Source organism: Streptomyces sp. CT34, from assembly GCF_000805335.1.
GTDB lineage: Bacteria > Actinomycetota > Actinomycetes > Streptomycetales > Streptomycetaceae > Streptomyces.
This window is the reverse complement of sequence record NZ_KN708638.1, coordinates 985,364-1,008,162: the sequence shown is the minus strand read 5'-3', so window position 1 is coordinate 1,008,162 and position 22,799 is coordinate 985,364. Positions and strand designations below refer to the sequence as shown.

25 protein-coding genes and 1 pseudogene are annotated in these 22,799 nt (G+C 71.8%); 9 read left to right on the top strand and 17 right to left on the bottom strand.

Annotated features, from left to right (window positions below):
- Positions 1-76: 76 nt before the first annotated feature.
- Together RZ84_RS04560 and RZ84_RS04555 are read right to left on the bottom strand one after the other, a co-directional pair.
- Entirely contained in the window at positions 77-1,066 is a 990-nt protein-coding gene (locus tag RZ84_RS04560) for an alpha/beta fold hydrolase (RefSeq protein WP_043263188.1), read from the bottom strand.
- A 224-nt stretch (positions 1,067-1,290) separates the two neighbouring features.
- The gene (locus RZ84_RS04555) at positions 1,291-2,310 is read right to left on the bottom strand and encodes an alcohol dehydrogenase catalytic domain-containing protein (RefSeq protein ID WP_043269154.1); all 1,020 of its coding nucleotides are present in this window, start codon (positions 2,308-2,310) and stop codon (positions 1,291-1,293) included.
- 451 nt (positions 2,311-2,761) lie between these two features.
- On the opposite strand from RZ84_RS04555, the gene RZ84_RS04550 reads away from it, so the two are divergent.
- Together RZ84_RS04550 and RZ84_RS04545 are read left to right on the top strand one after the other, a co-directional pair.
- On the top strand, positions 2,762-4,210 hold the full coding sequence (locus RZ84_RS04550) for a glutamate decarboxylase (protein ID WP_043263187.1): 1,449 nt from the start codon (positions 2,762-2,764) through the stop codon (positions 4,208-4,210).
- A gap of 221 nt (positions 4,211-4,431) precedes the next feature.
- Positions 4,432-5,211 carry a DUF4389 domain-containing protein gene (locus tag RZ84_RS04545; RefSeq protein ID WP_052229786.1) on the top strand — a complete coding sequence of 260 codons (780 nt, stop codon included), beginning with the start codon at positions 4,432-4,434 and terminating at the stop codon, positions 5,209-5,211.
- Positions 5,212-5,279: 68 nt separating this feature from the next.
- Here the strand turns inward: RZ84_RS04545 and RZ84_RS04540 are convergent, their stop codons facing one another.
- From RZ84_RS04540 to RZ84_RS04530, 4 genes are all read right to left on the bottom strand, one after another.
- Entirely contained in the window at positions 5,280-6,041 is a 762-nt protein-coding gene (locus tag RZ84_RS04540) for a GNAT family N-acetyltransferase (RefSeq protein ID WP_043263186.1), read from the bottom strand.
- A gap of 271 nt (positions 6,042-6,312) precedes the next feature.
- A complete protein-coding gene (locus tag RZ84_RS38765) occupies positions 6,313-6,489 on the bottom strand; it encodes a hypothetical protein (protein WP_157878764.1) in 177 nt (58 codons plus the stop codon).
- A 27-nt stretch (positions 6,490-6,516) separates the two neighbouring features.
- On the bottom strand, positions 6,517-6,729 hold the full coding sequence (locus RZ84_RS04535; protein ID WP_043263185.1) for a hypothetical protein: 213 nt from the start codon (positions 6,727-6,729) through the stop codon (positions 6,517-6,519).
- A gap of 135 nt (positions 6,730-6,864) precedes the next feature.
- Positions 6,865-7,434 carry an HAD family acid phosphatase gene (locus RZ84_RS04530; RefSeq protein WP_241777573.1) on the bottom strand — a complete coding sequence of 190 codons (570 nt, stop codon included), beginning with the start codon at positions 7,432-7,434 and terminating at the stop codon, positions 6,865-6,867.
- 389 nt (positions 7,435-7,823) lie between these two features.
- Between RZ84_RS04530 and RZ84_RS04525 the strand changes: the two genes are divergently transcribed.
- Both RZ84_RS04525 and RZ84_RS04520 read left to right on the top strand, forming a co-directional pair.
- Positions 7,824-8,762 (top strand): transcriptional regulator, encoded by a 939-nt coding sequence (locus RZ84_RS04525; protein WP_052229784.1) that lies wholly within the window; start codon positions 7,824-7,826, stop codon positions 8,760-8,762.
- A gap of 232 nt (positions 8,763-8,994) precedes the next feature.
- Positions 8,995-9,447: a hypothetical protein gene (locus tag RZ84_RS04520; protein ID WP_043263183.1), complete on the top strand. Its 453-nt coding sequence runs from the start codon at positions 8,995-8,997 to the stop codon at positions 9,445-9,447.
- A gap of 237 nt (positions 9,448-9,684) precedes the next feature.
- Here RZ84_RS04520 and RZ84_RS04515 read toward each other — a convergent pair whose 3' ends face one another.
- From RZ84_RS04515 to RZ84_RS04505, 3 genes are all read right to left on the bottom strand, one after another.
- Entirely contained in the window at positions 9,685-10,782 is a 1,098-nt protein-coding gene (locus tag RZ84_RS04515; RefSeq protein ID WP_107068072.1) for an FtsW/RodA/SpoVE family cell cycle protein, read from the bottom strand.
- Between the two features lie 260 nt (positions 10,783-11,042).
- Entirely contained in the window at positions 11,043-11,789 is a 747-nt protein-coding gene (locus RZ84_RS04510; protein ID WP_043263181.1) for a class I SAM-dependent methyltransferase, read from the bottom strand.
- A 72-nt stretch (positions 11,790-11,861) separates the two neighbouring features.
- On the bottom strand, positions 11,862-13,511 hold the full coding sequence (locus RZ84_RS04505) for an APC family permease (protein WP_043263180.1): 1,650 nt from the start codon (positions 13,509-13,511) through the stop codon (positions 11,862-11,864).
- A 480-nt stretch (positions 13,512-13,991) separates the two neighbouring features.
- On the opposite strand from RZ84_RS04505, the gene RZ84_RS04500 reads away from it, so the two are divergent.
- Positions 13,992-14,552, top strand: coding sequence for a DinB family protein (locus RZ84_RS04500; protein ID WP_043263179.1), 561 nt, complete (start codon positions 13,992-13,994; stop codon positions 14,550-14,552).
- A gap of 20 nt (positions 14,553-14,572) precedes the next feature.
- On the opposite strand, the gene RZ84_RS04495 is transcribed toward RZ84_RS04500, so the two are convergent.
- A complete protein-coding gene (locus tag RZ84_RS04495; RefSeq protein ID WP_043263178.1) occupies positions 14,573-15,229 on the bottom strand; it encodes a C39 family peptidase in 657 nt (218 codons plus the stop codon).
- Positions 15,230-15,352: 123 nt separating this feature from the next.
- Positions 15,353-16,054, bottom strand: a complete 702-nt coding sequence (locus tag RZ84_RS04490) for a metal-dependent hydrolase (protein ID WP_043263177.1) — start codon at positions 16,052-16,054, stop codon at positions 15,353-15,355.
- 262 nt (positions 16,055-16,316) lie between these two features.
- Between RZ84_RS04490 and RZ84_RS04485 the strand changes: the two genes are divergently transcribed.
- Both RZ84_RS04485 and RZ84_RS04480 read left to right on the top strand, forming a co-directional pair.
- A complete protein-coding gene (locus RZ84_RS04485; protein ID WP_043263176.1) occupies positions 16,317-16,850 on the top strand; it encodes a SixA phosphatase family protein in 534 nt (177 codons plus the stop codon).
- 106 nt (positions 16,851-16,956) lie between these two features.
- The gene (locus tag RZ84_RS04480) at positions 16,957-17,766 is read left to right on the top strand and encodes an alpha/beta fold hydrolase (protein ID WP_043263175.1); all 810 of its coding nucleotides are present in this window, start codon (positions 16,957-16,959) and stop codon (positions 17,764-17,766) included.
- 34 nt (positions 17,767-17,800) lie between these two features.
- Here RZ84_RS04480 and RZ84_RS04475 read toward each other — a convergent pair whose 3' ends face one another.
- The 5 genes from RZ84_RS04475 to RZ84_RS04455 form a co-directional block, all read right to left on the bottom strand.
- On the bottom strand, positions 17,801-18,568 hold the full coding sequence (locus RZ84_RS04475; RefSeq protein WP_052229783.1) for an MBL fold metallo-hydrolase: 768 nt from the start codon (positions 18,566-18,568) through the stop codon (positions 17,801-17,803).
- Between the two features lie 4 nt (positions 18,569-18,572).
- Positions 18,573-19,361, bottom strand: a complete 789-nt coding sequence (locus tag RZ84_RS04470; protein WP_043263174.1) for a PIG-L deacetylase family protein — start codon at positions 19,359-19,361, stop codon at positions 18,573-18,575.
- A gap of 55 nt (positions 19,362-19,416) precedes the next feature.
- Positions 19,417-19,926, bottom strand: a complete 510-nt coding sequence (locus tag RZ84_RS04465) for an NUDIX domain-containing protein (RefSeq protein WP_043263173.1) — start codon at positions 19,924-19,926, stop codon at positions 19,417-19,419.
- 21 nt (positions 19,927-19,947) lie between these two features.
- Positions 19,948-20,451, bottom strand: a complete 504-nt coding sequence (locus RZ84_RS04460; RefSeq protein WP_241777572.1) for an AAA family ATPase — start codon at positions 20,449-20,451, stop codon at positions 19,948-19,950.
- Positions 20,452-20,666: 215 nt separating this feature from the next.
- Complete coding sequence (locus tag RZ84_RS04455; protein ID WP_052229782.1) at positions 20,667-21,146, bottom strand: DUF1453 family protein; 480 nt, start codon at positions 21,144-21,146, stop codon at positions 20,667-20,669.
- A gap of 100 nt (positions 21,147-21,246) precedes the next feature.
- On the opposite strand from RZ84_RS04455, the gene RZ84_RS04450 reads away from it, so the two are divergent.
- Complete coding sequence (locus tag RZ84_RS04450) at positions 21,247-21,864, top strand: TetR/AcrR family transcriptional regulator (protein ID WP_043263171.1); 618 nt, start codon at positions 21,247-21,249, stop codon at positions 21,862-21,864.
- A 34-nt stretch (positions 21,865-21,898) separates the two neighbouring features.
- Here RZ84_RS04450 and RZ84_RS04445 read toward each other — a convergent pair whose 3' ends face one another.
- Positions 21,899-22,330 carry a hypothetical protein gene (locus RZ84_RS04445; RefSeq protein WP_043263170.1) on the bottom strand — a complete coding sequence of 144 codons (432 nt, stop codon included), beginning with the start codon at positions 22,328-22,330 and terminating at the stop codon, positions 21,899-21,901.
- Positions 22,331-22,549: 219 nt separating this feature from the next.
- On the opposite strand from RZ84_RS04445, the pseudogene RZ84_RS39525 reads away from it, so the two are divergent.
- Positions 22,550-22,799, top strand: a pseudogene (locus tag RZ84_RS39525) (zinc permease); the annotation flags it as partial.

Genomic DNA, 22,799 nt, shown 5'->3' with positions numbered 1-22,799 from the left:
CCGGGGGGGAGCCGTAACGGCAGCCAGGGGGGGCGAGGGGCAGGGGAGGCCGGGCCTCGGCCGGCGAGGGCGGCCGTCAACCGGGAAGGTCTGCCAGCCACTTGGTCAGCAGCCGATCGACCTCGTCGCGGCGCTCCTGCTGGATCCAGTGACCGCAGCCTTCGAGGAGGTGCGAGGCGACCAGACCCGGCATGGTGGTGGGGAACGCCGTGATCGCGTCGGCCAGCCAGCTGAGGGTGGTGTCCTGGCTGCCGCCGATGAACAGGGACGGTTGGGTGAGCGGGGCGCCGGCGAGGTCGGCGAGCTCCTCCCAGTCCCGGTCCATGTTCCGGTAGCGGTTGAGGGCTCCGCTCATGCCGGTACGCTCGAACTCCCCCGCGTAGAAGTCGAGATCGTCCTCGCTGAGCCAGGCGGGCCGCCGGCCGGCGGGGAAGCGGTCCCGGAGCATGCCACCCGGGCTCACGAGGAACGGGGGCGGGGCGTCGGGCGCCGGCATGGCGTCGGCGGAGAGGGCGGCGTAGATGCCGGCCAGCCAGCCGCGCACGTCCGGTTCGATCTCGGCCTCGGCCCGGCCCGGCTCCTGGAAGTAGCTCACATAGAACTCGTCCTCCCCGCCGATCCTGGCCAGGACCTCGCTGGGCCGGTGGCTGCCGCGGGGCGTGTAGGGCACGCTGAGCAGCCCGACCGCGCGGAAGACGTCCGGCCGGAGCAGCGCGGAGTGGGCGGCGATGGGCGAGCCCCAGTCGTGCCCGATGACCACCGCGGACCGCTCGCCGAGGGCGTGCACCACGGCGACGTTGTCCTCGACGAGGTTGCGCATGCGGTAGGCGTCCACGTTCGCGGGCCTGGAGGAGCGCCCGTAGCCGCGCACATCGATGGCGACCGCGCGATACCCGGCGGCCGCCAGCGTCGCCATCTGGTGGCGCCACGAGTACCACGACTCCGGGAACCCGTGCACCAGCAGGACCAGCGGCCCGCTGCCCTGTTCCACGAGGTGGATCCGGCCCGCGGGGGAGGGGACCAGACGATGGGTGCGGCCGGCGGCCTGGGCGGCGGACTGGGACATGCATCCTCCTGGGTCGGGACGAGCGTGCGCCGGCGCGGGGCGGGCGGCGGTACGGTCGCGCCCCGGCGTCGATATCCGTGCGGTGGTGGGCAGTTGGGGTCGGTTGCAGGCTTGGGGTCGGCTTGCGGGCGGTTCAGGGCGGCGGGACGTGCTGCGGGACGTGCGGTGGCGCAGCACGGTCGTAGGTCCCTACCGTCCTGCGCCGGACCGGCGCCCGTTCCTCATCAGCCGGTCAGCACCATCCGGAACCGCGCCGCCCCCGCCAGCATTCTCCCGTATGCCTCGTTGGCGTGCTCCAGCGGCATCGTCTCGATGGTGGGGCGGATGCCGTGCAGCACGCTGAACTCCATGGTCTCCTGGACGTCTTGTGCGGTGCCCGACGGGTGGCCGCGGACGACCCGGGCGTTCATGAGGAGCTGGGTCGGGAAGATCCCCAGAGGTTCGCTGTCCGCGCCGATGACCACCAACTCGCCGCGGTGGGTCAGCCCGTCCACGGTCGCCGTGATGGCGCTGGAGTTGGCGGCGGTGGCCAGTACCACCCTGGCGCCGCCGAGGGACTGGAGCGCCTCCGCGACGCCGGGCCGTGCCGTGCTGTCGATGTAGTGGTGCGCGCCCAGTTGCTTGGCGAAGTCCCCCTTGTCGGCGCCGCGGGCGATCGCCACGACCTCGAAGCCCATCGCGACCGCGTAGCGCACGCCCAGGTGGCCCAGGCCGCCGAGGCCGAGGACGGCGACCAGGTCGCCCGGCCGCCCCGAACTGCGCCGCAGCCCGTTGTACGTGGTGACCCCGGCGCACGCCATCGGCCCGGCGTCGGGCGCCGCCAACCCGTCGGGGATCCGGGCCAGGGCGTCGGCCGGCGCGACCGTCATCTCCGCGAAACCGCCGTCGTACGCCCACCCCGGCACCTTCAGCTGCGGGCACACGATGAAGTCGCCCTGCCGGCAGGGCGTGCAGTGTCCGCAGCTGCCGCCGAACCAGCCGACCGCGACCCGGTCTCCCACCCGCCAGCGGCTGTCCGTACCCTCGCCGACCGCGTCGATGCGCCCGGCGATCTCATGCCCGGGGACCAGCGGAAACCGGACACCCGGCAGCTCGCCCTGCACGAACATGGCGTCGCTGTGGCAGATCCCGCAGGCCGCCACGGCAATCCGTACGTGGCCGGGGCCCGGCTCCGGCACCTCCCGCTCGACGATCTCGAACGGTGCGCCCGCGGCGCCGGCCTGTGCGACTCGGTAGCTACTCATCTGGATCTCTCCCCGGATCTGGCTCTCCCCCTTGCTGACTGCCACCACCAGAAGACCAGCTCCGGCCGCATCCCGCGCGCCGAGCGGGGGTGCGGCGCGATCGCCCGGCGTCCGGTCGTCCGCCGCGCGCCGGGACGACCGGGACGTGACACGGGCACGGCAGGGGTGCGAGCACACACTCGGCGACCCGACGACCCCCCTCCGTGACGACCGATTGCGTAAACTCCCCGCCTCCGCTCCGCTACTACGCGTGGTGCAGGGCGGCGGAAATCGGGCGACTTGGCCTGATGGCGCCGTGGGTGCGCCCGTGGCCCGGCGGTCTCCGTTGCACGCACAGTGAAAGCCGCTACCCTGGCCGCCGCGCGTGGACCGGCCAGGCCGGGCGGGAGGGTCGGCCTGGCCGGCCGCCGCTGCAAGGTTCGGCACGCACCCGGAAGAGGACACGCTCACCATGCCACTCAAGCGACCCCACCAGCACCGCGACGCCAGCCCCCATCTCACCGTGAACCCGGTCTTCAGCCGGGAGCCGCTCAAGGTCCCCCGGTTCGAGCTGCCGGGGGAGGGGATGGACCCGGACACCGCGTACCAAATCGTTCATGACGAGCTGATGCTGGACGGGAACGCCCGGCTGAACCTGGCCACCTTCGTGAGCACGTGGGCCGAGCCGCAGGCGCAGCAGCTGATGGCCGAGTGCGCCGAGAAGAACATGATCGACAAGGACGAGTACCCGCAGACCGCCGAGATCGAGGCGCGCTGTGTCCATATGCTCGCCGACCTGTGGAACGCCCCCGACTCCCATGCGGCGGTGGGCTGTTCGACCACCGGATCGAGTGAAGCGGCCATGCTCGCCGGGCTGGCGCTCAAGCGCCGCTGGCAGCACCGCCGGCGCGCCGAGGGCAGGTCCACCGAGCGCCCCAACATGGTGATGGGCATCAACGTCCAGATCTGCTGGGAGAAGTTCGCCGACTACTTCGAGGTCGAGCCGCGGTACGTCCCGATGGAGGGCAACCGCTTCATCCTCTCCGCGGAAGAGGCCGTCAAGCTCTGCGACGAGAACACCATCGGTGTCGTGGCGGTACTCGGCTCGACCTTCGACGGCGCCTACGAGCCGGTGGCCGAGATCGCCGCGGCGCTGGACGACCTTCAAGAGCGCACCGGCATCGACGTGCCCGTCCACGTGGACGGCGCCTCCGGCGCGATGATCGCCCCGTTCCTCGACCCCGACCTGGTCTGGGACTTCCGGCTGCCGCGCGTCGCCTCCATCAACACCTCCGGCCACAAGTACGGGCTGGTCATGCCCGGCGTGGGCTGGGCCCTGTGGCGGGACGCCGCGGCGCTGCCCAAGGACCTGGTCTTCCACGTCAACTACCTGGGCGGCGATATGCCGACCTTCGCGCTGAACTTCTCCCGCCCCGGCGCCCAGGTGATCGCCCAGTACTACAACTTCCTGCGGCTGGGCTTCGACGGCTACCAGGTCGTCCAGCAGACCTGCCGGGACGTCGCCACCCGGCTGGCCGCGGAGATCGCCAAGATCGGGCCGTTCACCCTGATCACCGACGGCAGCGAACTCCCCGTCTTCGCCTTCCGGGTCAGCGAGGACATCACCAACTTCACCGTCTTCGACGTCTCCGCCGCACTGCGCGAGCGCGGCTGGCTGGTGCCGGCGTACACCTTCCCCGCCAACCGCACCGACCTGGCGGCGCTCCGCGTGGTGATCCGCAACGGCTTCGGCCACGACCTCGGCGACCTGTTCCTGGAGGACCTGCGCCGCATCCTGCCGCGCCTCCAGGCCCAGCAGAAGCCGCACCGCGACGCGGACGACGCCGGTTCCTTCGCGCACGGCGCGGAGACCAAGACCGCCGACCGCCCGGCCATCCCGGAGCAGGTGGCGCGCGGTTAGCGTGGCTCGCCGCTCCGTACCACGGGTGCCCCGTCCCGCTCAGGCGCGACGGGGCACCCGCTCTACTGGGGCTTGACGCCCGGCGTCGCCCCCCGCGAGCCACACCGAGCCGGCCGCGGTCGAAGAGCCCGGCCGGAATGGGCCGAACAGCCCTGGTCGGCCCGCGCCGCCCCGGTCAGGCTGGGAAGTGCCGTTCCCCCTGCGGGAAGGAGCTGACCGTCATGGCAACGCTCGCCGCGGAGTACCGGCCGGTGCGCATCGAGGCGGAGCTGGACGAGCCGCTGTCGCGCTGGCTCTGGGCGGTGAAGTGGCTGCTGCTCGTGCCGCACCACATCGCGCTGACCGCGCTGTGGATGCTCTTCCTGGCCGCGAGCGCGCTCGCGTTCGTCTCCATGCTCTTCACCGGGCGCTATCCGCCGGTGCTGTTCCGCTTCACCACGGGAGCGCTGCGGTGGGCGTGGCGGGTGGTCTTCTACTCCTACGGCGCGCTGGCCACGGACCGCTATCCGCCGTTCAGCCTGGGCGCCGTCCCCGACTACCCGACCCGTCTGTACGTCGACGGCCCGCGTCGGATGCCGCGCGGCTGGCGGCTGGTGGCGTCATGGTTGCGCGCCCTCCCGGAGTACCTCCTGCTCGTGCTGTTCGCCCTGGCCTTCCGGCTGGTGTGGTGGCTCGGCGGGCTCTCCGCGCTGCTGATGCTGGCCGCCGTGGTGCTCCTGGTGTTCACCTCTCCCGCGGGCGTGCTGGCGTGGACCGGCCACTATCCGCGGCGCCAGTTCCGCGGGCTGATGACCTTCGACCGGTGGCTGGTGCACGTCATCGCGCACTTCTTCTTCCTCACCGACGCGCTTCCGCCGCTGCGTCCGGAGAAGTCCGGCAGGGGACTGCGGTTCCACCGCCACCGCCGCACCTCAACGCGCCCACGCCGACGGCTGGGCCCCTCCGCCGCCCGGTTGTTCGACGCCTCGCACCCCGGCATGCGTACGCGTCCCGGCGGGTGACGACGCTGGAGCGGACGGGCGGCTTCCGCCGCCGACCGGTACTCGGGCCGGGGCGCCGGCCGCCGGCGTCAGTCCGTGGCGATGCGTGCGGACACGCAGGGGTCCTCGTTGCGGTAGCCGAGGCGGGTGTAGAGCCGTTCGGCGGGGGCGTTGTCGGTGAGCTGCCACAGGGTGCAGAAGCCGTGGTGGCGTATCGCGTAGCGGGTCAGCCAGGAGGTCAGTGCCGCGCCGAGCCCCTGGCCGCGCTGTGCGGCGTCCGTCGCGACCGAGGCCATCAGCGGGGCGCCGCTGTCGCGCAGGCTGCTCAGCGCACCGCACGCCACCAGCCGCCCGTCCGCGCCGCGGATGCCGGCCCAGAGGCTGACCGCCGAGGAGCCGGGGCCGGTCGAGTGGGCCGGGCTGTGTTCGGTGAGGAAGGCGAGCAGCTCGTCGTGGTGCGCCTCGCCGAGGATCACCACCCGCTCCTCTGCCCGGTGGACGGGGGGCTCCTCCAGCGTCCAGCGGAAGATCCAGGAAACGGGGTCGGTCACCGGAAGGTGCCGGCCCAGCAGTGTGTCGGTCCCTCGGGGGCCGGTGAACTCCGTGACGCGACCGGGAAGTTGATGCGCGGCGCGCAGCACGAGCCCGGCGGCGGCGGTGGCGTCGCCGACGCTCCAGACATGGCCGCGCGGCTCGTCGAGCCAGGCCGCGGCGCCGTCGCCGGACCAGCTGATCCGGTGGGCCGGGCGCTGCCGCGCGGCGCCGAAGCGCAGCAGGGCGGAGCCGGCCTGGAGCTCCAGGCCCTGGTCGAAGAGGTCCGCGGTCCGGGGGACAAGGGTCGTTGCCTGCATCGCTCTCTGGGGAAGGACGTGAGGGGACGGGGACAATCCGGGCATGCGCAGGGCGCGGCCGGGGCCGTGGTACGGGGGGTATGAGGTATGGGGAGCCCGGCGGGTCCTGCGCGCGCGGGCGCGCCCGGCCGGCCGGGTGGCCCACTGTGGCATACCGCCCCCGGCCCGGGGCAAATCTGTGGCGCGGGCCGGAGCGGACGACCCGCCATCAGGGACAAATCGTGACGGGCAGGGCACGATCCGTGATCGGAGTGCGGGCGGGCCCTGTGCGTCACCCCGGTGGGACCCAGGCCGTCCGCACCGGTCCCACGCCCCGCTTCCGCGTGATGAATCGGGCCCGGCCGGGCGGGAGCCGCATCGCCCGCTGATTGCCGATCAGCGGTCCCTCCGCAGCGTCGCCGGACAGCAGCGGGCCCTGCGCGCCCAGTTCGACGGTGCGCTGGATCACCGGCGCGAAGACCGCGCACCCGGCCCCCTAGGCGCTGCGGGCGATGATCGGGCGGGGCCCCGGACCGCGGGCGAACGGCAGGTACTCCAGCAGCGGCTGCGGGGGATTGCCGCTGGCGCCCGTCGCCAGGTCGTGGTCGTCGACGAGTACGCACGCGTCCCGTGCCTTGTACCGGCTGCGGGTGCGCAGCTGGTCGGGCGCAGCTGGTCGGGCGTGACGTTTCTCGAAGTCGAGGTACACGGGTGACAGGGTCGCCTCGTCGATGCCGAACGGGATGCCGGACCGGGCGTTGCCCTGGTGAGCGGGGCGGACCGGCCGTGGCAGGTCGGGGTGCGGTACCGGTGAGTTCGGCGGACACGTGTGCCGGGGCGAGACTCAGCTCAACCAACCGTCGTAGTCCGGCAGTTTGAAACCTTTCTCGTCATGGCCGCCCTGCAAATCCGTATCGCGATTGCCGATGTTGGCGGTGAGCGTGAATCCCTTCTTCTCGTAGCCGATCCGACAGTTGCGCTTTACCTCCGCCTTTCCCGCTGAACTGCCGTCCGGCCTGAGGCAGAGGCCGTCGACGGGATATCCGGCATTCTTCAGGTCGGCCACCGTCTTGTCGTGGGCGTCCTGGTGGCGGTACGAGGCGAACAGGACGGCGGCGTGGTGCGTTTCCGCGTAGCGCGCGATGGCGAGTATCGCCTCTACGGGCGCTCCGGGGTCGAAGTGTGTCGCCAGTGCGGTGTTGTCGATATCCAGCACAATCGCCGGATGCTGCCCCGGCGGGACGTCGGCGAGCCGTCGTTCCACCCACGGCCGTGCCTCGTCCGCGACCGTCTGGACGTCCTTCAGCCAGGTCTCCTTGCTGACGCCGCGGTGGCTGCGGGAAAGCGGATTCTGTGCCGTGGCCGCCTGCGCTTCTTGCGCCGAACCGGCCAGCAGACAACCCAGCAAAGCCACCCCGGTTGTTGTCCGTCGCGTGGATTTCCGCCGCGCTGACATGTCTCCTCCTCAGGTATCCGACCAGCGGGGTTCTTCCGGCCTTCTTCCGGCCGGCCGTTGCGAAGGTAGCGGCCACGTCGACCGGCCGGTCAACCCTTTTCCGTAACGGAGTCGACTCTCTTGAGGAGGGGAGTCGGGCGCCTCGTCGGATGGCGGGGGAGCGGCGCACAGTCTGTTCATTCAGTTACGACTCTTGACACTTCATGCCGCCACCCGCACCATCTACCCGCCGGATCCCCGGTGTTCTCCCCCTCTCTTCACCCCCCTATTCCCCCCACAGTTATCCGCCGCGTTGACCGGGCTTCACCCGCCGGTAAACCGAGCGGCAGTCAGGAAGCGCATTCCTCATGCCCGAGAAACGCCGGTCACTCTCCGAGATCGAACGGAACTTCCATACCGGCCCGTTCAGCGAGACCTTGCGCACGGCAATCGCGAACAGCGGACTCAGCCTCCACCGCATCAGCCGGAAACTGGCGGAGCGCGGCGCCAACGTCAGCCCGGCGGCGCTGAGTTACTGGCAGCGGGGCAGCAACCGGCCGGAGCGGGCGGAATCCCTCCGGGCAGTGGCGTTACTGGAGGAGATCCTGGAACTTACTCCCCATACGCTGATGCCCCTGCTCGGCCCCCCGCGATCCCGTGGCCGCTGGACGGCGTCGTCCACCCCCTTGCCGACCGGTGCGGTCTGGTCGCGCTCCGGCAGCCTCAACCGCACCCTGACCTCGCTGGGGCCGCAGGCCCTGCGGTCCCTGTGGTCCGTGTCCACGCTCTACACCCACCTCCACGAGCGGTTCACCGCCGACCGCACGCCGCACCGGACGCATGTCCGGAAGGCCGTACGAGCCGAGGAGGACGGAGTGGACCGGATCATCGCCGTCATGCACAACGAAGGAGCCGCGACCCACTTCGAAGCGGTACGCGCCGTACGGCTCGGCCGTATCCGTACGGATCCGGAAACGCATTACTGCGTCGCCGAGTTCATCCTCGACCGCGTCCTCAACACCGGCGACACGGCCACCGTCGAGTACGTCTCCCACAGCGCACCCGGGACATCCCCCGCGCAGCAGTGCACCCGGCACTCGCTCTACCGCCCCGCGTCCGCGCTGGTCATCGAAGTCGAATTCGCCCCCGACGCGATCCCCGTGACCTGCGAAGCCTTCTACACCCCGCGCCGGGACGCGCCGGAGCGCAGGCTCGGCCCCCTCTGGATCGGCAACGGCAACAGCGCCCACCTCGCCCTGTCGGACCCGGGCCCGGGCACCTACGGCGTCCGCTGGGACTGGGACTGAGGGGGCTGATGGGGCTGATGGGCTGTCGGTTCCTCCGGCCCTTACGGGACAGCCCCTACGGCGCGTACGGGGCGGCCCCTACCGGTCCCTGAGGCGGACCGGGTCCCGGTCTCCTCCGCGGGGGCGACGTATGGGCTGCGTTCGGGCCGGATGCTGGGAGCGGCCGTCCGGAAGGGACGGTGTCACCGCTTCGGCCGCCGCCGCGGCCCGCGTCGCCAAGGAGAGGACCAGCATGAACGCCCGGAGCCCGCGCGCTGCCGCGCTGTCCGAGGAAGAGCTCCAGCATCCGCGCAGCCAGGCCGCGTTCCGCGGGATGAAGTGGCTCGCCGGCGGCTACCTCGGCATCAGCGTGCTCACCCTCGTCGCCATCGTCGCGCTGCGCAACGACGCCGCGGTGGTGAACGACGCCGTGTGGGTGCGCGGCACCATCGTCGTCGCCAGCGCCCTGCTGACGTTCGCGTTCGCCGTGCGGACGGCCCGCGGCTCGCGCGGGGCGTACCGCAGGCTGCGGATCGTCTCCGCCGTCATGATCGTGGCCATTGCGGCCATCATCGTGCTGCCGGGCACCTTCCCGATATGGATGAAGGTCGAGCAGGGGGTCTGCGGGCTCGCGCTGCTCGGCGTCGCCCTGCTCGTCAACGGGAAGCAGCTCCGGTCGGCGTTCGCGGCCCGCCAGCTCGGCTAGGTCCTGTCGTCAAACTCCCGTCGTCCGCCCGAAGGGCGGGCAACGCGGCGTCCGGTGCGGCGAGAGTGCGTGCGGGGCGTCGGCCGGCAGGCGGGAGTTTGACGACAGGGCCCGGACCCGCGGTGCGACGTGGGCTCTCCCTGCCGCCCGGGCTCTGCCCGCCGCACGCGCCGCCGGCTCCAGGGATCCTGCCTCTGGAGCCGGCGGCGCGTGCGGCGGCCCGGTCCGCGCCCGGGCTCAGGCCGACATCACCCGCTGGACCTTTATCGATTGCAGCAGGCCGATGGCGACCCACCCCGCGAACATCGCCGCCCCGCCGTAGCTCACGAACGGCAGTGGCAGCCCGGTCACCGGCATGATGCCGAGGTTCATGCCGATGTTCTCGAACGACTGGAACGCCAGCCAGCCGATGATCCCGGCCGCGACCACCGTCCCGTACAGGTCGGGGCAGTTGCGGGCGATACGGCAGGCGCGCCACAGCACCACGCCGATGAGGGCGATGATCAGGCCCGCGCCGAGGAAGCCCAGTTCCTCACCGGCGACCGAGAAGACGAAGTCGGTCTGCTGCTCGGGTACGAACTGGCCGTTGGTCTGGGCCCCCTGGAAGAGGCCCGACCCGGTCAGCCCGCCGGCGCCGATCGCGATCCGCGCCTGGCTGGTGTTGTAGCCGACGCCGGAGGGGTCGAGCGCGGGATCGGCGAACGCCGCGAACCGGTTGATCTGGTACTGGTCCAACAGATGGAACTGCCAGACCGCCAGCGCGCCCACCACCCCGGTCCCCACCAGCCCCAGGACCCACCGCTTCGGCGCGCCCGCCGCGATCAGCATGCACAGCACGATCGCCACGATCCCCAGCACCTGCCCGAGGTCCGGGGTGAGCAGGATCAGCAGCGCGGGGAAGCCGCCCAGGGCCAGCGCCCGGATGATGCCGCGCTGGTCCGGGCCGGCCAGGTCGCCCGCGTCCACTCTGGAGGTGAGGACCACGGCCATCGCGATGATGATCGCGACCTTGACGAACTCGGCGGGCTGGATGGACAGCCCGCCGCCGACCACGATCCACCGCCGGGAGCCGTTGATCGTCGCGCCGACCGGGGTCAGCACCAGCGAGACCAGCACCACCGTGAGCACGTAGAGGATGGCCGCGGTGTCGCGCAGCCGCCGGTGGCCGTACCAGAGGGTGAGGGCCCCGAGGGCGAGGCCGATCCCGGTATTGATGATGTGCCGCAGCACGAAGAAGTACGGGTCGCCCTGGTTCAGCTCCATACGGCCGCGGGTCGCGGAGTACACGAGCACCGCGCCGATGGCCGAGAGGGCGAAGGCCGATCCGAACAGCATCCAGTCCAGCCGCCGGATTATGGAGCCCCGCCCGAGGACTCTGCCCCAGGCCGACTTCGCACGAGTGGTCCCGCGCACGGGGTAGCTGACTGCGCTCACCTCGGCCTCCCGCCTGTACCGAGCAATGACACGCAGACAGTACCTTCAATGTTGCGCAACCTCTAAAGCCCGCTGCGTGTCGGGATGCGTCGCGGCACCGGCGCGGGGAGATTTCCGGACGACCGTGCCCCTGCCCTGCGACGGCCGGTCCGCGGACCGCGTCACCGGGCGGTTGCGTCACGCCGGAACAGGGCCGTCCAGAGGAACGGTTCGCCGAAGCGGGCGGACTCGGGGGGCTCGTCGCGCATGCGGCGGAATTCGAGCTCGGTGAGGCCGGCGAAGATGTGCCGCAGCGACTCGGGGGTGTAGGCCAGGCCGCCGTGGAGACCGGACTCGCGGTAGAAGTCGGCGTCGGCGAGTTCGGATCCCATGCCCTGGTCACCGGCCGCGAAGCAGACGAGGGCGAAATGGCCGCCGGGGGCCAGGACGCGGTCGAGGAGGGCCAGATAGCTGATGCGGCGGTGCGGCGGCAGGTGGTGGAAGCAGCCGGAATCGTAGACCAGGTCGTAGCGGCCGCCGAGTTCGGTGCCGATCAGGTCGAAGGCGTCGCCGCAGTGGAACCGGACCCCGGCCCGCGCCTCGCGGGCCCGGTCGGCGGCCCAGGCCACGGCCGTCGGGGAGAGGTCGACGGCGTCCACGGTGAAGCCCTGTGCGTCGAGGTGGAGGGCGTTGCGGCCCGGACCGCAGCCCAGGTCGAGGGCGCGGCCGGCGGTGATCAGACCGCGGTCGAGATACGAGACCAGGTTCTCGTCGGGCTTCGCCGCGAAGAACGGCACGTCCTTGCTGCGGTCCGCGTAGAAACCGTCCCACCAGGAGGCCCCGGTCGCCGTCCAGCGGTCGGCGTCCGGGGCGAACAGGCCGTCCAGGAGCCTGAGTACGTCGTCCACGGTGCGGATGCTCCGGTCCATCCGGTTCCCCTTCCCCGATCTTCCCCGGTTTCCCCGATCGGGTGATCGTAGGGCCCCGAGGGGGCTTCGCAGTCAGCTTCCGGTCACCACCTCCACGGACCCGATGTACTCCTGCGTCTGGGCGTCCGGCAGCCGCACGGCCTGCGCCCAGAAGTAGATGGCCAGGCTGAACACCGCGATCAGGCCGATGTCCCACCACAAGGGGATGGCGTCCGTCGCGCCGCAGGAGACCTTGGACGCCGGGCCCGTACTGCAGAAGCCGCCCTGCCAGGAGATGACGCCCATGCCCACCAGGTACACCGGCAGCCACTGCGCGTTCCGCCAGTTCAGGTGCGGGGCCCTGGGGTTGAGCCCGAGCAGCGCCGAGCCGCCGAGCAGCAGATAGCCGAGCACGATCGCCACTCCGAGGCGCCACAGGGTGTCCCAGCCGGCCCAGTAGATGATCAGGTTCGCGACGACGAAGGCCACCGGGGCCCAGAACATGCCGCCGGGCAGGCGGTACGGACGCGGCCGGTCCGCGTCCTGCTTGCGCAGGCAGCCGAAGGCGAGCGGGGCGCCCGCGTACATCAGCACGCTGGCGGAGGTGACGAAGCCGACCAGCTTCTGCCAGGTGGGGAACGGCAGGAAGACGATCAGCCCGATGGCGAACGCGAAGAGCAGGCCGATCCACGGGACACCGCGTCTGCTGGTGCGCTCGAAGAGCGCCGGCACATAGCCGTTGCGGGAGAGGCCGTACGAGATGCGGGAGGTGGCGGTCGTGTAGACCAGGCCGGTGCCGGAGGGGGAGATGACCGCGTCGACGTAGAGGAGGGTGGCCAGCCACCCGAGGCCGATGGAGTCGGCGAGGCCGGCGAACGGGCCCGCCTTGCCGGTGAACGAGAGGTTGGCCCAGCCGCCGTGGGCGAACGCGCTGTGCGGCAGGGCGCCGATGAACACCACCTGGAGGGCCATGTAGACGAGGACGCCGATCAGGATCGAGCCGATGACCGCGCGCGGGATGTCGTGGGCCGGATTCCGGCTCTCGCCCGCCAGTTGGTCGGCCTGCTCGAAGCCGAGGAGGGCGAAGATGACGCCGCTGGTGCTGATCGCGGAGAGCACGCCCTTGGCTCCGAACGGGGAGAAGCCCTGGTAACCGAAGTTGCCGGCCCGGAAGGTGGCGGCGGCCATCACGACGATGGTGAAGACCGGGACCGCCACCTTCCACCACGTCGCCACGCTGTTGGTGTGCGCCAGCCACCTGACGCCGAAGAAGTTGACGACGACGAAGAACGCCATGAAGGCGACCGCGAGACCGTAGCCGGCGCCGGTGAGATGGTTCTTCTCGGTCTGGACCCAGGGAGCGTGCACACTCAGGTAGTTCAGCGAGGCCATGACCTCGATGGGCGCCACGGTGACCGCCTGCAACCACGAGAACCAGCCGAAGGACGCCCCGGCCGCGCTGCCGAACGCGTAGTGCGGAAAGCGTGCGGTGCCGCCCGCGACCGGGTACGCCGCCCCCAGCTCGGCGTGCACGAACGCCAGGATGATGATGGCGACGGCGCCGATGCCCCAGGAGACCAGCGCCGCGGTGCCGGCCGCCTGCGCGGCGAACAGGGCGCCGAACAGCCACCCGGATCCGATGATGGACCCCTCCGAGGCCCAGATCAGTCCGATCAGTCCGATGTCCCGCTTGAGGCCGGGATTCCTGGGCGCGGCCGGGGCGGCCGGCTGGTGCATCTCCATGGTGCGTGCCCTTGTTCTGCTGAGGATGGGTGCAACGGGCGCAGTGAGCTATGCGCGGTTACGGGTGGTTTGCCCCCATCCTTCAGGAAGGGCGCCACGAGAACGGCCGCGCCGCGCCGGGCGGCGGCTCTCCCGGTCGGCGCCGCCCCCGGACCGCTGCACGTCCGCGAAGGGATGTGCGAGCGGGTGCGGGCCATCGGCGGCCGGGAGCCAGGATGCGGGCAGCGGTCAGCCGGGGGCCCGGACACCGCGGCCGTGGTGCCGGTGGAGGGCCACCGCCGGATCTTCGCGTGACGAGGGCGGCTCCATCCTGTTCCTGGCGGAACAGGTACCGACGGATGCGCCCGAAGGCGTACAGCGGGATGATCCTCAAGGCCCGGGGAAGCGGGGCGAGTCCGGCAGCACGCGCGGCCGGGCCGCCGGTGCACGCACCTCCGGACTTTCCCTCACCCACCCGAATCCGTAAGGAAGTTGATGACGATGAGTGCTGCAAGCCGTCCGCGCAGAAGAGCCGAACTGTTCGTCGACGAGGAGCGGGACGACCGGCTCGATGCGCCCACCACCGGCGACGAACGCGCCATGCTCGTCGGCTTCCTGCGCGCTCAGCGCCGGACCCTGGAGCTGAAGTGCGCCGGTCTGGAAGCGGAGCTGGCGCGGCGCGCCGTCGCACCCTCCACGCTCTCGCTGCTCGGGCTGGTCCGGCATCTCGCCGACGTCGAGCGCCGCTGGTTCCGGCAGGTCCTGGCCGGGCAGGAGGCACCGCGGCTGTTCTCCTCCGCGGCGCACCCGGACGGCGACTTCGACGGTGCCGTACCCGATCCCGCGGTCGTCGCCGCGGCCTGGGAAGCGTGGCGTGCCGAGGTGGCGTTCGCCGACGCCTTCGTCGCCGCGGCGCCCGGACTCGACATCGCGGGCGACGACGGCTGGCGCGGCCGGGTCTCGCTGCGCTGGGTCCTCATCCACATGATCGAGGAGTACGCCCGGCACAACGGGCACGCCGATCTGCTCCGCGAACGCATCGACGGGGCGATCGGCGTGTGAGGGCAGCGCGGGGCGCCGGGCTACGGAAGCCGCGGAGGGGTGTCAGGGCCGGGGCCCAGCACGACGCCGCGGCCCGCGTAGACCCGGTCGAAGGTCTCCCAGGGAACGCGGGCGAACTCCTGGGAGTGCGCCGGGAGTCCGGAGGGGTTGTGGACGACGAGATGGCCGTCCGCGCTGCCGACGGCCAGCACCAGGTGACCTCCCCGGTGCGGCGGCCGGGGGTCGGCATCCCGGATGGACGGATGCACCGAGAGCAGCAGCAGCTTGCCGGCGGCGACGAGTTCGGGGATCTCGCGCTGCGGGAGATCGGGCCGGGACCGCGCGGCGAGGCCCCAGCGGCGCTCGACGTAGGCGGCGAACGGTGCGTGGACCAGACCGTGCAGGCCCTCGTCATGCCGTACGTAGGCACCGGCCGCAAGGCACTCGGCCGCCAGTTCCATCGCGGTCGGTGCGGCGCCCTGCCAGTACGCGAGCGCCATCCGCAGACAGGCCACACCGCACAGCCGCCAGGACCACCACGCGTACTCCTCGGGGCTCCGGGCCCCGTACGCCGGCCAGCGCGGATCCTGCGCCGCCGGCATCGCCCCGCTGAGGATCGCGGGGACGAGCTCCGGCGACGCCCACTGCGAGTGGTAGGGGACCGCGTGGACGCGTGCGGAGCTGTGAGTGGCGGTCATGCCCCGCAGTCTGCCGCAACGGCCGCGGCGGGGCGGGCCCGGACAGGCCACCGGGTGCGGTCCGGGTGGCGGCCCCCGGCGTATCGGACTGACGGACGCACCGACTGACGTATCGCACCGGCCCTAGCTGATGGAGTGCGGCGACAGCGCCGTGAACCAGAGCAGGACGACGGTGGCGACGCCCATGATCGGGGTGAGTATCTCCGTCTCCAGCTTGTTGCCGCTGTGCTTGATGATGACGATCTCGTAGCGCGTCTTCAGCGGCCAGAGCCACGGGGCGCCCTGCTTCGTGATGGAGTCCCCGAGCAGGTGGGCCAGGCAGCCGAGCCCGACCGCGTACGGCAGCCAGCCGGGGGCCGACGGGATGAACTTGGCGATGACGCCGGTGCCGATCCCGGCCGTCGCGACGATCGTGCTCCAGGCGGAGAAGCCGTGGCCGGGCGGGCAGAGGTTGAGGGCGCGCACCGCGAGGGCCAGCAGGAAGAAGGTCATGCCGAGGGTGAACGGCCGGCCCAGGTACGTCACCCCGGCCCAGGTGCCCGCGGTCATCAGGGCGATGAAGAACAGCGAGTGGGTGGCGTGCCGGTGACCGCCGGAGATCCACGCGACGAAGCGGCACAGGACCTTGGAGACCGGGCCCAGGAAGTTGGCGATGGTGCCGTCGTGGTGGTCCAGGTCCGGCAGCAGCGCGGCACCGGCGCACAGCACGGTGCCCATCAGGATCTCCTGCGGCATCAGGTGAGTGTGCATCAGCATCGGCGGCAGAAAGGGTGCGGTGCCCGCGAAGAGCAGAGCGCCGCTCACCGCGTGCGAGTGGCCCATCATGGTCGGTGTGTCCTCCCCGTACGGTGGCATGCCGGTGACATGCCCTCAACATCGGCGGAGACGCTATCAGCGTGATCGCATCAGGTGAGCGGGGGGCCGGTGGTGCCGACCACGGCGGGTGCGCCCTGGAGCGGTGCGCAGCAGGCCGTGGGGGCAGACGCCGCGTGTCCGAATCGCGTCGTCCGCCGCCGCGGGGACGGCGGAGCGGGATGCGAAACTCGCCCGATACGGTCGCCGCTCACCGAGACAGAAAGGCCACCCCATGCAAGGACCGCGCCGACTGGTCGTCCTCCGGCACGCCAAGTCCGCCTGGCCGCCGGACGTCGACGACCATGACCGCCCGCTGGCCGGGCGGGGCCGGCGGGACGCGCCGGCCGCGGGACGCTGGCTGCGCGACGCCGACTGCGTACCGGACCTGGTGGTCTGCTCCACCGCCGTCCGCGCCCGCCAGACGTGGGAACTCGCCGCCGCGCAGCTCCCGGACCCGCCGCCGGTCCGCCACGACCCCCGCCTCTACGACGCGGATCCCGCCGATGTCCTCGCCGTCGTGCGGGAAACCCCCGACGACGTACGGACGTTGCTGCTGGTCGGCCACAACCCGGCCGCCCAGGAGGTGGTGTTGCGGTGTGCCGCCCAGGCCCTGGGCGATGCCCTGGACCGCGCCCGGGAGAAGTTCCCGACCAGCGCGATCGCGGTCCTCGCACAGCGCGGCACCTGGTCGGCGGCCGGCCCGCGGACGGCGCTGCTCACCGATTTCGCGGTGCCCCGCGGAGCGCGTCCGCGTGACGCCGGGTAGCGCCTCCGTCCCGTAGCGGAAGCGGGAGTCGCAGAGGGGGCGGAGGGGCGGAAGCAAGGGCGGGAGTGGACGCCGGCCGGCACACGGCCGCAATAGGCTGATAACCATGCAGCAGTGTCAGCTCCCCTCGCATCGTGACCGCCCCAGGCTCTCGTACGTCGACTACGGCGGCAGCGGCACACCGCTGTTGCTGCTCCACGGCGCCTTCGGCAGGGGCGCGGTCTTCGCGGAGCTGGCGCGGGGGCTCGTGGCACACGCCCGGGTCATCGCCCCGGACCAGCGTGGCCACGGTCTGAGCGACCACGCCGACGGCTATACGCGCGAGGACTTCGTCGAGGACGCCGCGCATCTGCTGCGGGTACTGGGCCTGGGGCCCGCGGTGGTCTTCGGGCACTCGGCGGGAGGCGTGACGGCCTACCAACTCGCCACCCACCACCCCGATTTGGTGCGCGCGCTGGTCATCGAGGACGCCGGCCCGCTGATGCGGCGACCGGAGATCGCCCGTCCCGTCCTGGACGTGCGGGGCTGGCCCGCCGCCGCCCCCACGAAGGAGGAGCTCGCCCGGCAGGTGGCGGAGGCGGCCGGCATGCCCGATGTCGGCTACTTCCTCCAGAGCGCGGTCCGGGACGAGGAACGGGACTGCTGGCGCTTTCTGTTCGACTGGGACGACATGATGGCCGTTCAGGAGGGCAACGTCGGGGAGTGGTGGGCCGACTGGCTGGGCTCGACCTGCCCCGCGCTGGTGCTCCGTGGGGGCAACAGCACCCTGCTGCCCGCCGACCTGGCCCGGGAGATGGTCGACCGCCGGGCCGATACGCACCTGGTCACCTTCCCGGACGCCGGGCACTGGATTCATGACGACGATCCGGCGGGCGTCGTCGCCGAGGTGATCGAGTTCCTCCGCCGGGTCGGGTGAGCGCCGCGCCGTGCCGGCCGGCACAACCGCCGCACTAGGACCGGACGTTGCGCTCCACGGACCCGACGTTGCGCTCCACCCGGACCGGCTCGACACCCGTCGTCGGTTCCCAGACCGAGGCGTCGTGGGCGAAGTACACCCGGCGCGGGTCGAATGCGGCGAGGCGATCGAGCCAGGACGCGTACGGGGGGAGGGGGCGGTCCGCGCCGTCCAGGGTCGCGTGGCGGGCGAGGTGGGCGGTGGCGAAGTCGGTGGCGAAGTCGTGCGCCTGGCCGGCGAGGACCACGGTGCCGTCGGGCCGGCGGAGGACCAGTGACTGGTGTCCGTCGGTGTGGCCGGGTGTGGGAATGATCCAGACGCCCGGCCAGATCTCCGCCTCACCGGTGAGGAGTTCGTAGGTCGCGCCCGGGAAGTCGACGAGTTCGTCGATGGTGTAGCCGCCGTTGCGGGCGGTGGCCAGCTCCACGTCCTGGACCATGATCGGCGTGCCGGGCAGCAGGGGGTTGCCGCCGCAGTGGTCGAAGTGGAGGTGGCAGTTCACCACGGCCGAGATGTCCGCGAGGGTTGTTCCGGCGGCTGCCAACGCGGCCTGGAGGGACCGCCGTCGGGGGCGGTAGTGTGCCTCGGTCTCCGGGTCGGCGGCGCCGATGCCGGTGTCGAAGAGGAGCAAGCCGCGATCGTGTGCCACCAGGTAGGCGAGCGCGGGTTCGACGCGTGGGTGCGGGCCGCCGGTCTCCTCGGCGGGGCGGACGAAGTAGCCCAGGTCGAGCCGGCGGACCGCTGCGGCGCTGTTCCGTGTCATGGGGTCATTGTGGCCGCTGCCCGGCGGGGTGCGGCAGGGGTGCCGGCCGTACGACCACCTCGGCGAACCATTCCCGCCCGAGCAGCAGCCCGAAGACCGGGGCCGGAAGGCGGATCAGCGTCCGCATCACCGTGGCCGGCCGGCCGCTTCCGGCGACCTGGGAGCGGTGTGCGGCCAGTGCCGCCCGCTTCTGCCGGGCGAAGCGCCGGACGCGGAGGGTGTGGGTGATGGCGGAGCGCGGGCTGTAGGCGGTGCGCAAGGCGTCGGGGTCGTATCGGAGCGGGATCCGCAGAACGCGGATCAGCCGCACCAGGTGGGCGATGGTCTCGCGCGGCATGGTGGCCTCCAACAGGCGTGGTGTGCCCGCCAGTTCGGCGGCGCGCCGGGCCACCTGGTGCACCTTGACGTGGTCGCGGTGGCCGTAGCCGCCGTTGGCGTCGTAGCCGATCAGCAGGTCGGCGTCCTCCTCGCGCAGCAGGGCGGCGAGGCGTTGGGCGGCCTCCTCCGTGTCCGCGCGTGCGAAGCGCGTCCGGCCCGGCGGGTCCGGGAGGAGCACCGGGCCGTGGCCGCTGTCCGTGTATCCCAGGTGGACGACCCGGTGCGCGCCGAGGACCCCTGCGCTCGCCCGGAGTTCACGGAGCCGGGGTGACTCGGTGTGCGGGTCGGCGGCCATGTGGTCGGTGGCGACCGCGATCACCACCCGGTGGCCTTCGGCGGCGGCTCGGGCGAGCGTGCCGCCGGTCAGCAGGACTTCGTCGTCGGGGTGTGCGTGGAACGCGAGGACGGTTGCCATGGGGGCATTGTGCGGGTCATGGCCGGGGGGGCGCCGGGGGCGTCGAGACGCGCCGCTACGTGCCCGCCCCGAGGCCGCCGCCGACTCCCGTCACGGTCAACCGGTGCGCCGCCGGGAACGCGATGTCGAGGTCCGGGCGCCAGGCCGCCAGAATCTGTGCGGAGGGCGTGAACAGCGGACTGGGCAGGCCGGCCGGGGAGTGCCATTCCCAGGCGCTGACGTGCTCTGGCTCCGCCGGGTACGGCACGCCGTCGTACGTGGTGAGGACCGCGGCCATGGTGATGCGGTTCAGGCCGTGGACCGCATCGTGCAGCATCGCGAACAGCCGGATCGCGGCCGGCTCGGCGCGCAGCCCGGTCTCCTCCGCCAACTCCCGTGCGGCGGCGGCCGGCACGCTCTCACCCGGCTCGATCTTGCCGCCGGGAAGTTCCCACGTCCCGGCCCGATGCCGCCCGAGCAGTACCCGGCCGCCCCCGTCCACGACGATGACCCCGACCCCGAACACGGCCTGCGCCTCCGGCGGCCGATCGCCGCGCTGCCGGCTGGTGACCGTCTGTCCCTTCATTCCCGCACCCCGCCCCTCACCTCAGACGACGGCCTCGTCACGGGCCCCCGCCACGATCGCCGCAGCCGTCTGCTCGGCCGTCAGCGCCGCACTGTCCAGCCACCACCCGACCCCGGCCAACTCCTCTTCCATGGCCCGGTAGAACGGTGCCACGTCGTAGTCGACACGTGCCACGGCCGCCCGCGTCGCATTGCGCTCGCGGCAGACCTCCACCGGGGGCGCCAGCACCACGAACATGACGGGCCCCGGACGGAGCATGGCCACCATCAGGTCCAGCAACTCGCGGTCGGCGACGGTGTATTCGATGACCGGGAAGATCCCGTTCTCCGCGAAGTTGTTGGCCAGCGTGCACATATTGCGTGCGCACAGCCGCAATTGACGCCGGGATTCCTCGGCGGGCCGCCCCTGGAACCCGACCCGCCCCTGGACGACCATGTACGACAGCACATCCCCGCTGATCTGCGCCGCCCGTTCGTGATGCGCGGCCACCAGCGGCGCGACCGTCGACTTCCCCGCCCCCGGCATCCCCGAAAGGATCAGACACCCCGCAGACCGCACCGCCGCCCCCGTGGCTTCCACCCCGGCCCCAGTCCCCATCCCGGTCCCCGTCCTTCCTTGCGTGAACCGGGCATCCTCGCAGCCGTGTCCACCTCTCCGCACCCGAGTTTCCGCCGGCCGGCGGATTGCCGGGGAGGTCCCCTGAGGAGGGACGGCCGTCCTCCGCAGCAGGCGATGTCCCGTCAGCGCCCCCGTGCCGCCGGCGCGAACGGAATCCCGGAGAGCGTTCCGCGCCACCCCACCGCCAGTGACTCCCCGAGGAAGCTCACCCCCAGGGGGAGCTGGACCGGGCGGGCGCTCTCCTGCATGCCCAGCTTCACCGCGAGGACGTTGAAGCCCGCCATGACCACCAGGCTGCCCACCATGATGAGGAAGGTGCGCCCGGTGTAGCGCTGCCACAACGTGCCCTTCCTGGGTGTGAGTTCGACGGCCGCGCCGCGCAGCGCTCCGAGGGCGCCGCCCAGTACGGCACCGGAGATGACCCACGCGTAGTCGGTACCGGTCACCCCGGTCATCTTGACCAGGGACAGGACGCCGATGCCGGTGAGGATCAGCGGCGCCGTGAACAGCTCCCGTACGTTGACCGGTTCACCGATCCGCCGCTTGATCACCACGACGACCACGAGCACCCCGATGATCGCCGTCAGCAGCCAGGGATTCACGCGCGTACCACCCATCCGGACGTTGCCATGTCTCGCCGTGCGCTCTTTATGGCACGGTCGAGCTAAAAAGATGTTAGCTCGTCCGTGCTATAACGGCAACATGCCGAAGATCGTCGACCCCGAGGCCCGGCGCCGCGCCGTGGCGCAGGCCGTCCTGGCCGTCGTCGCCCAACGCGGCCTGGAAGGCGCCTCGCTCCGCAACGTCGCCGAGGAGGCCGGTCTCGCCATCGGCTCGGTCCGCCACTACTTCACGGACCACGACGAGCTGATGATCTTCGCCATGCGGGAGCTGGGCCGGCGCACCGGCGAGCGCATCCGCGCCCACGCCGAGCGGCTCCTCGCCCCGGACGGCGACCTCGACCGCCGGGCGGCCACCGAGGAACTCCTGGCCGAGTTCCTCCCCCTCGACGACGCCCGCAGAGAAGAGGCGGTCCTCTGGATCACCTTCACCGCGGCGACCCACACCCGCCCCGAACTGCGGCCCTGCGCGGCCGAGATGCAGCAGGACATGCGCGATCTCGTCGCTCGCGTGCTGTCCGAGGCCCGGCGCATGGGGGGAATGCCGGCCGACCTGGAGGTGGACGTGGAGAGCAGGCGCCTGACGGCCCTGCTCGACGGCCTCACCCTCCAGGCGGCGCTCCTCCCGGACCGCATGCCGCCGAAGCAGCTACGCCAGGTGCTCCGGCGGCACCTGGACGCCCTGCGGTCGGGCGGATAGCGGTCCTGGTGGAGGAGCCCTGCCGGCAGGGGCGCTAGAGGTTGTCGCCCCAGCCGCTCTGCATCATGGTCTGGAACGCCCAGACCCCGTCCCGCCTGACGAGGATGTCGGCATAGCGCAGCCGCCGAGTCCGGCCCGCCGTCGTCATGGCCGCATCGGTGAACACCACGGCCAGGGACGGCGAGAGGAACACGGGCGTCCGGGTGGACCGGAAGGCGATGTCCTCGCCGCCCGCCCCCATCACCTGCGTCATCGTCGCGATGAACTGCTCCCGGTCCCACTGCGCCGTACGACCGTCGCCGGCCGAGTCGTCGCTCACGAGGTTCAGGGGGAACACCGCCATATCGGCCATCCGCTCGACATGCCGTTGCGCGCTGTGCGCGTCGTACTGCGCGAACCAGCTGTCCAGGCTCGCGCGGTCTTCATCGGTGGGGACGTACCCGGTGTCGGGCAGAACGGTCGTCACTGGGGCTCCTTGAGTGCGCTGCTCGATATGGATTCATCAAGTTTGACTAGTGAGGGAGGGTAGGGGGCGTGGGGCAGCTAGTCAAGGTTGAATAGATCTGGGCGCGGTGCGGTCATGACTTCGTCAAGGTTTCTCAAAACCGACCCGTGGGCCTGTTAGGTGAGCCTTGCCTGACTTACTGTCTGTGGTCGTCCCCGCACATGCTGACTGGAGCCCGTCATGTCCAGCACGAACATCGCCCTGCTCGGCGCCATCGCCGGCTTCACCATCTACCTCGGACTGCCACTGGGCCGGCTGCGCACGCCGACTCCGCGACTCAAGGCCGGGCTGAACGCCGTGGCCATCGGCATCCTGATCTTCCTGGTGTGGGATGTGCTGACCCACGCCTGGGAGCCCATCGACGAAGGGCTGGGCAAGCACGAATGGGGGCCGGTCGCGTCCGGGGGGCTGGTGCTCGTCGCTGGACTGG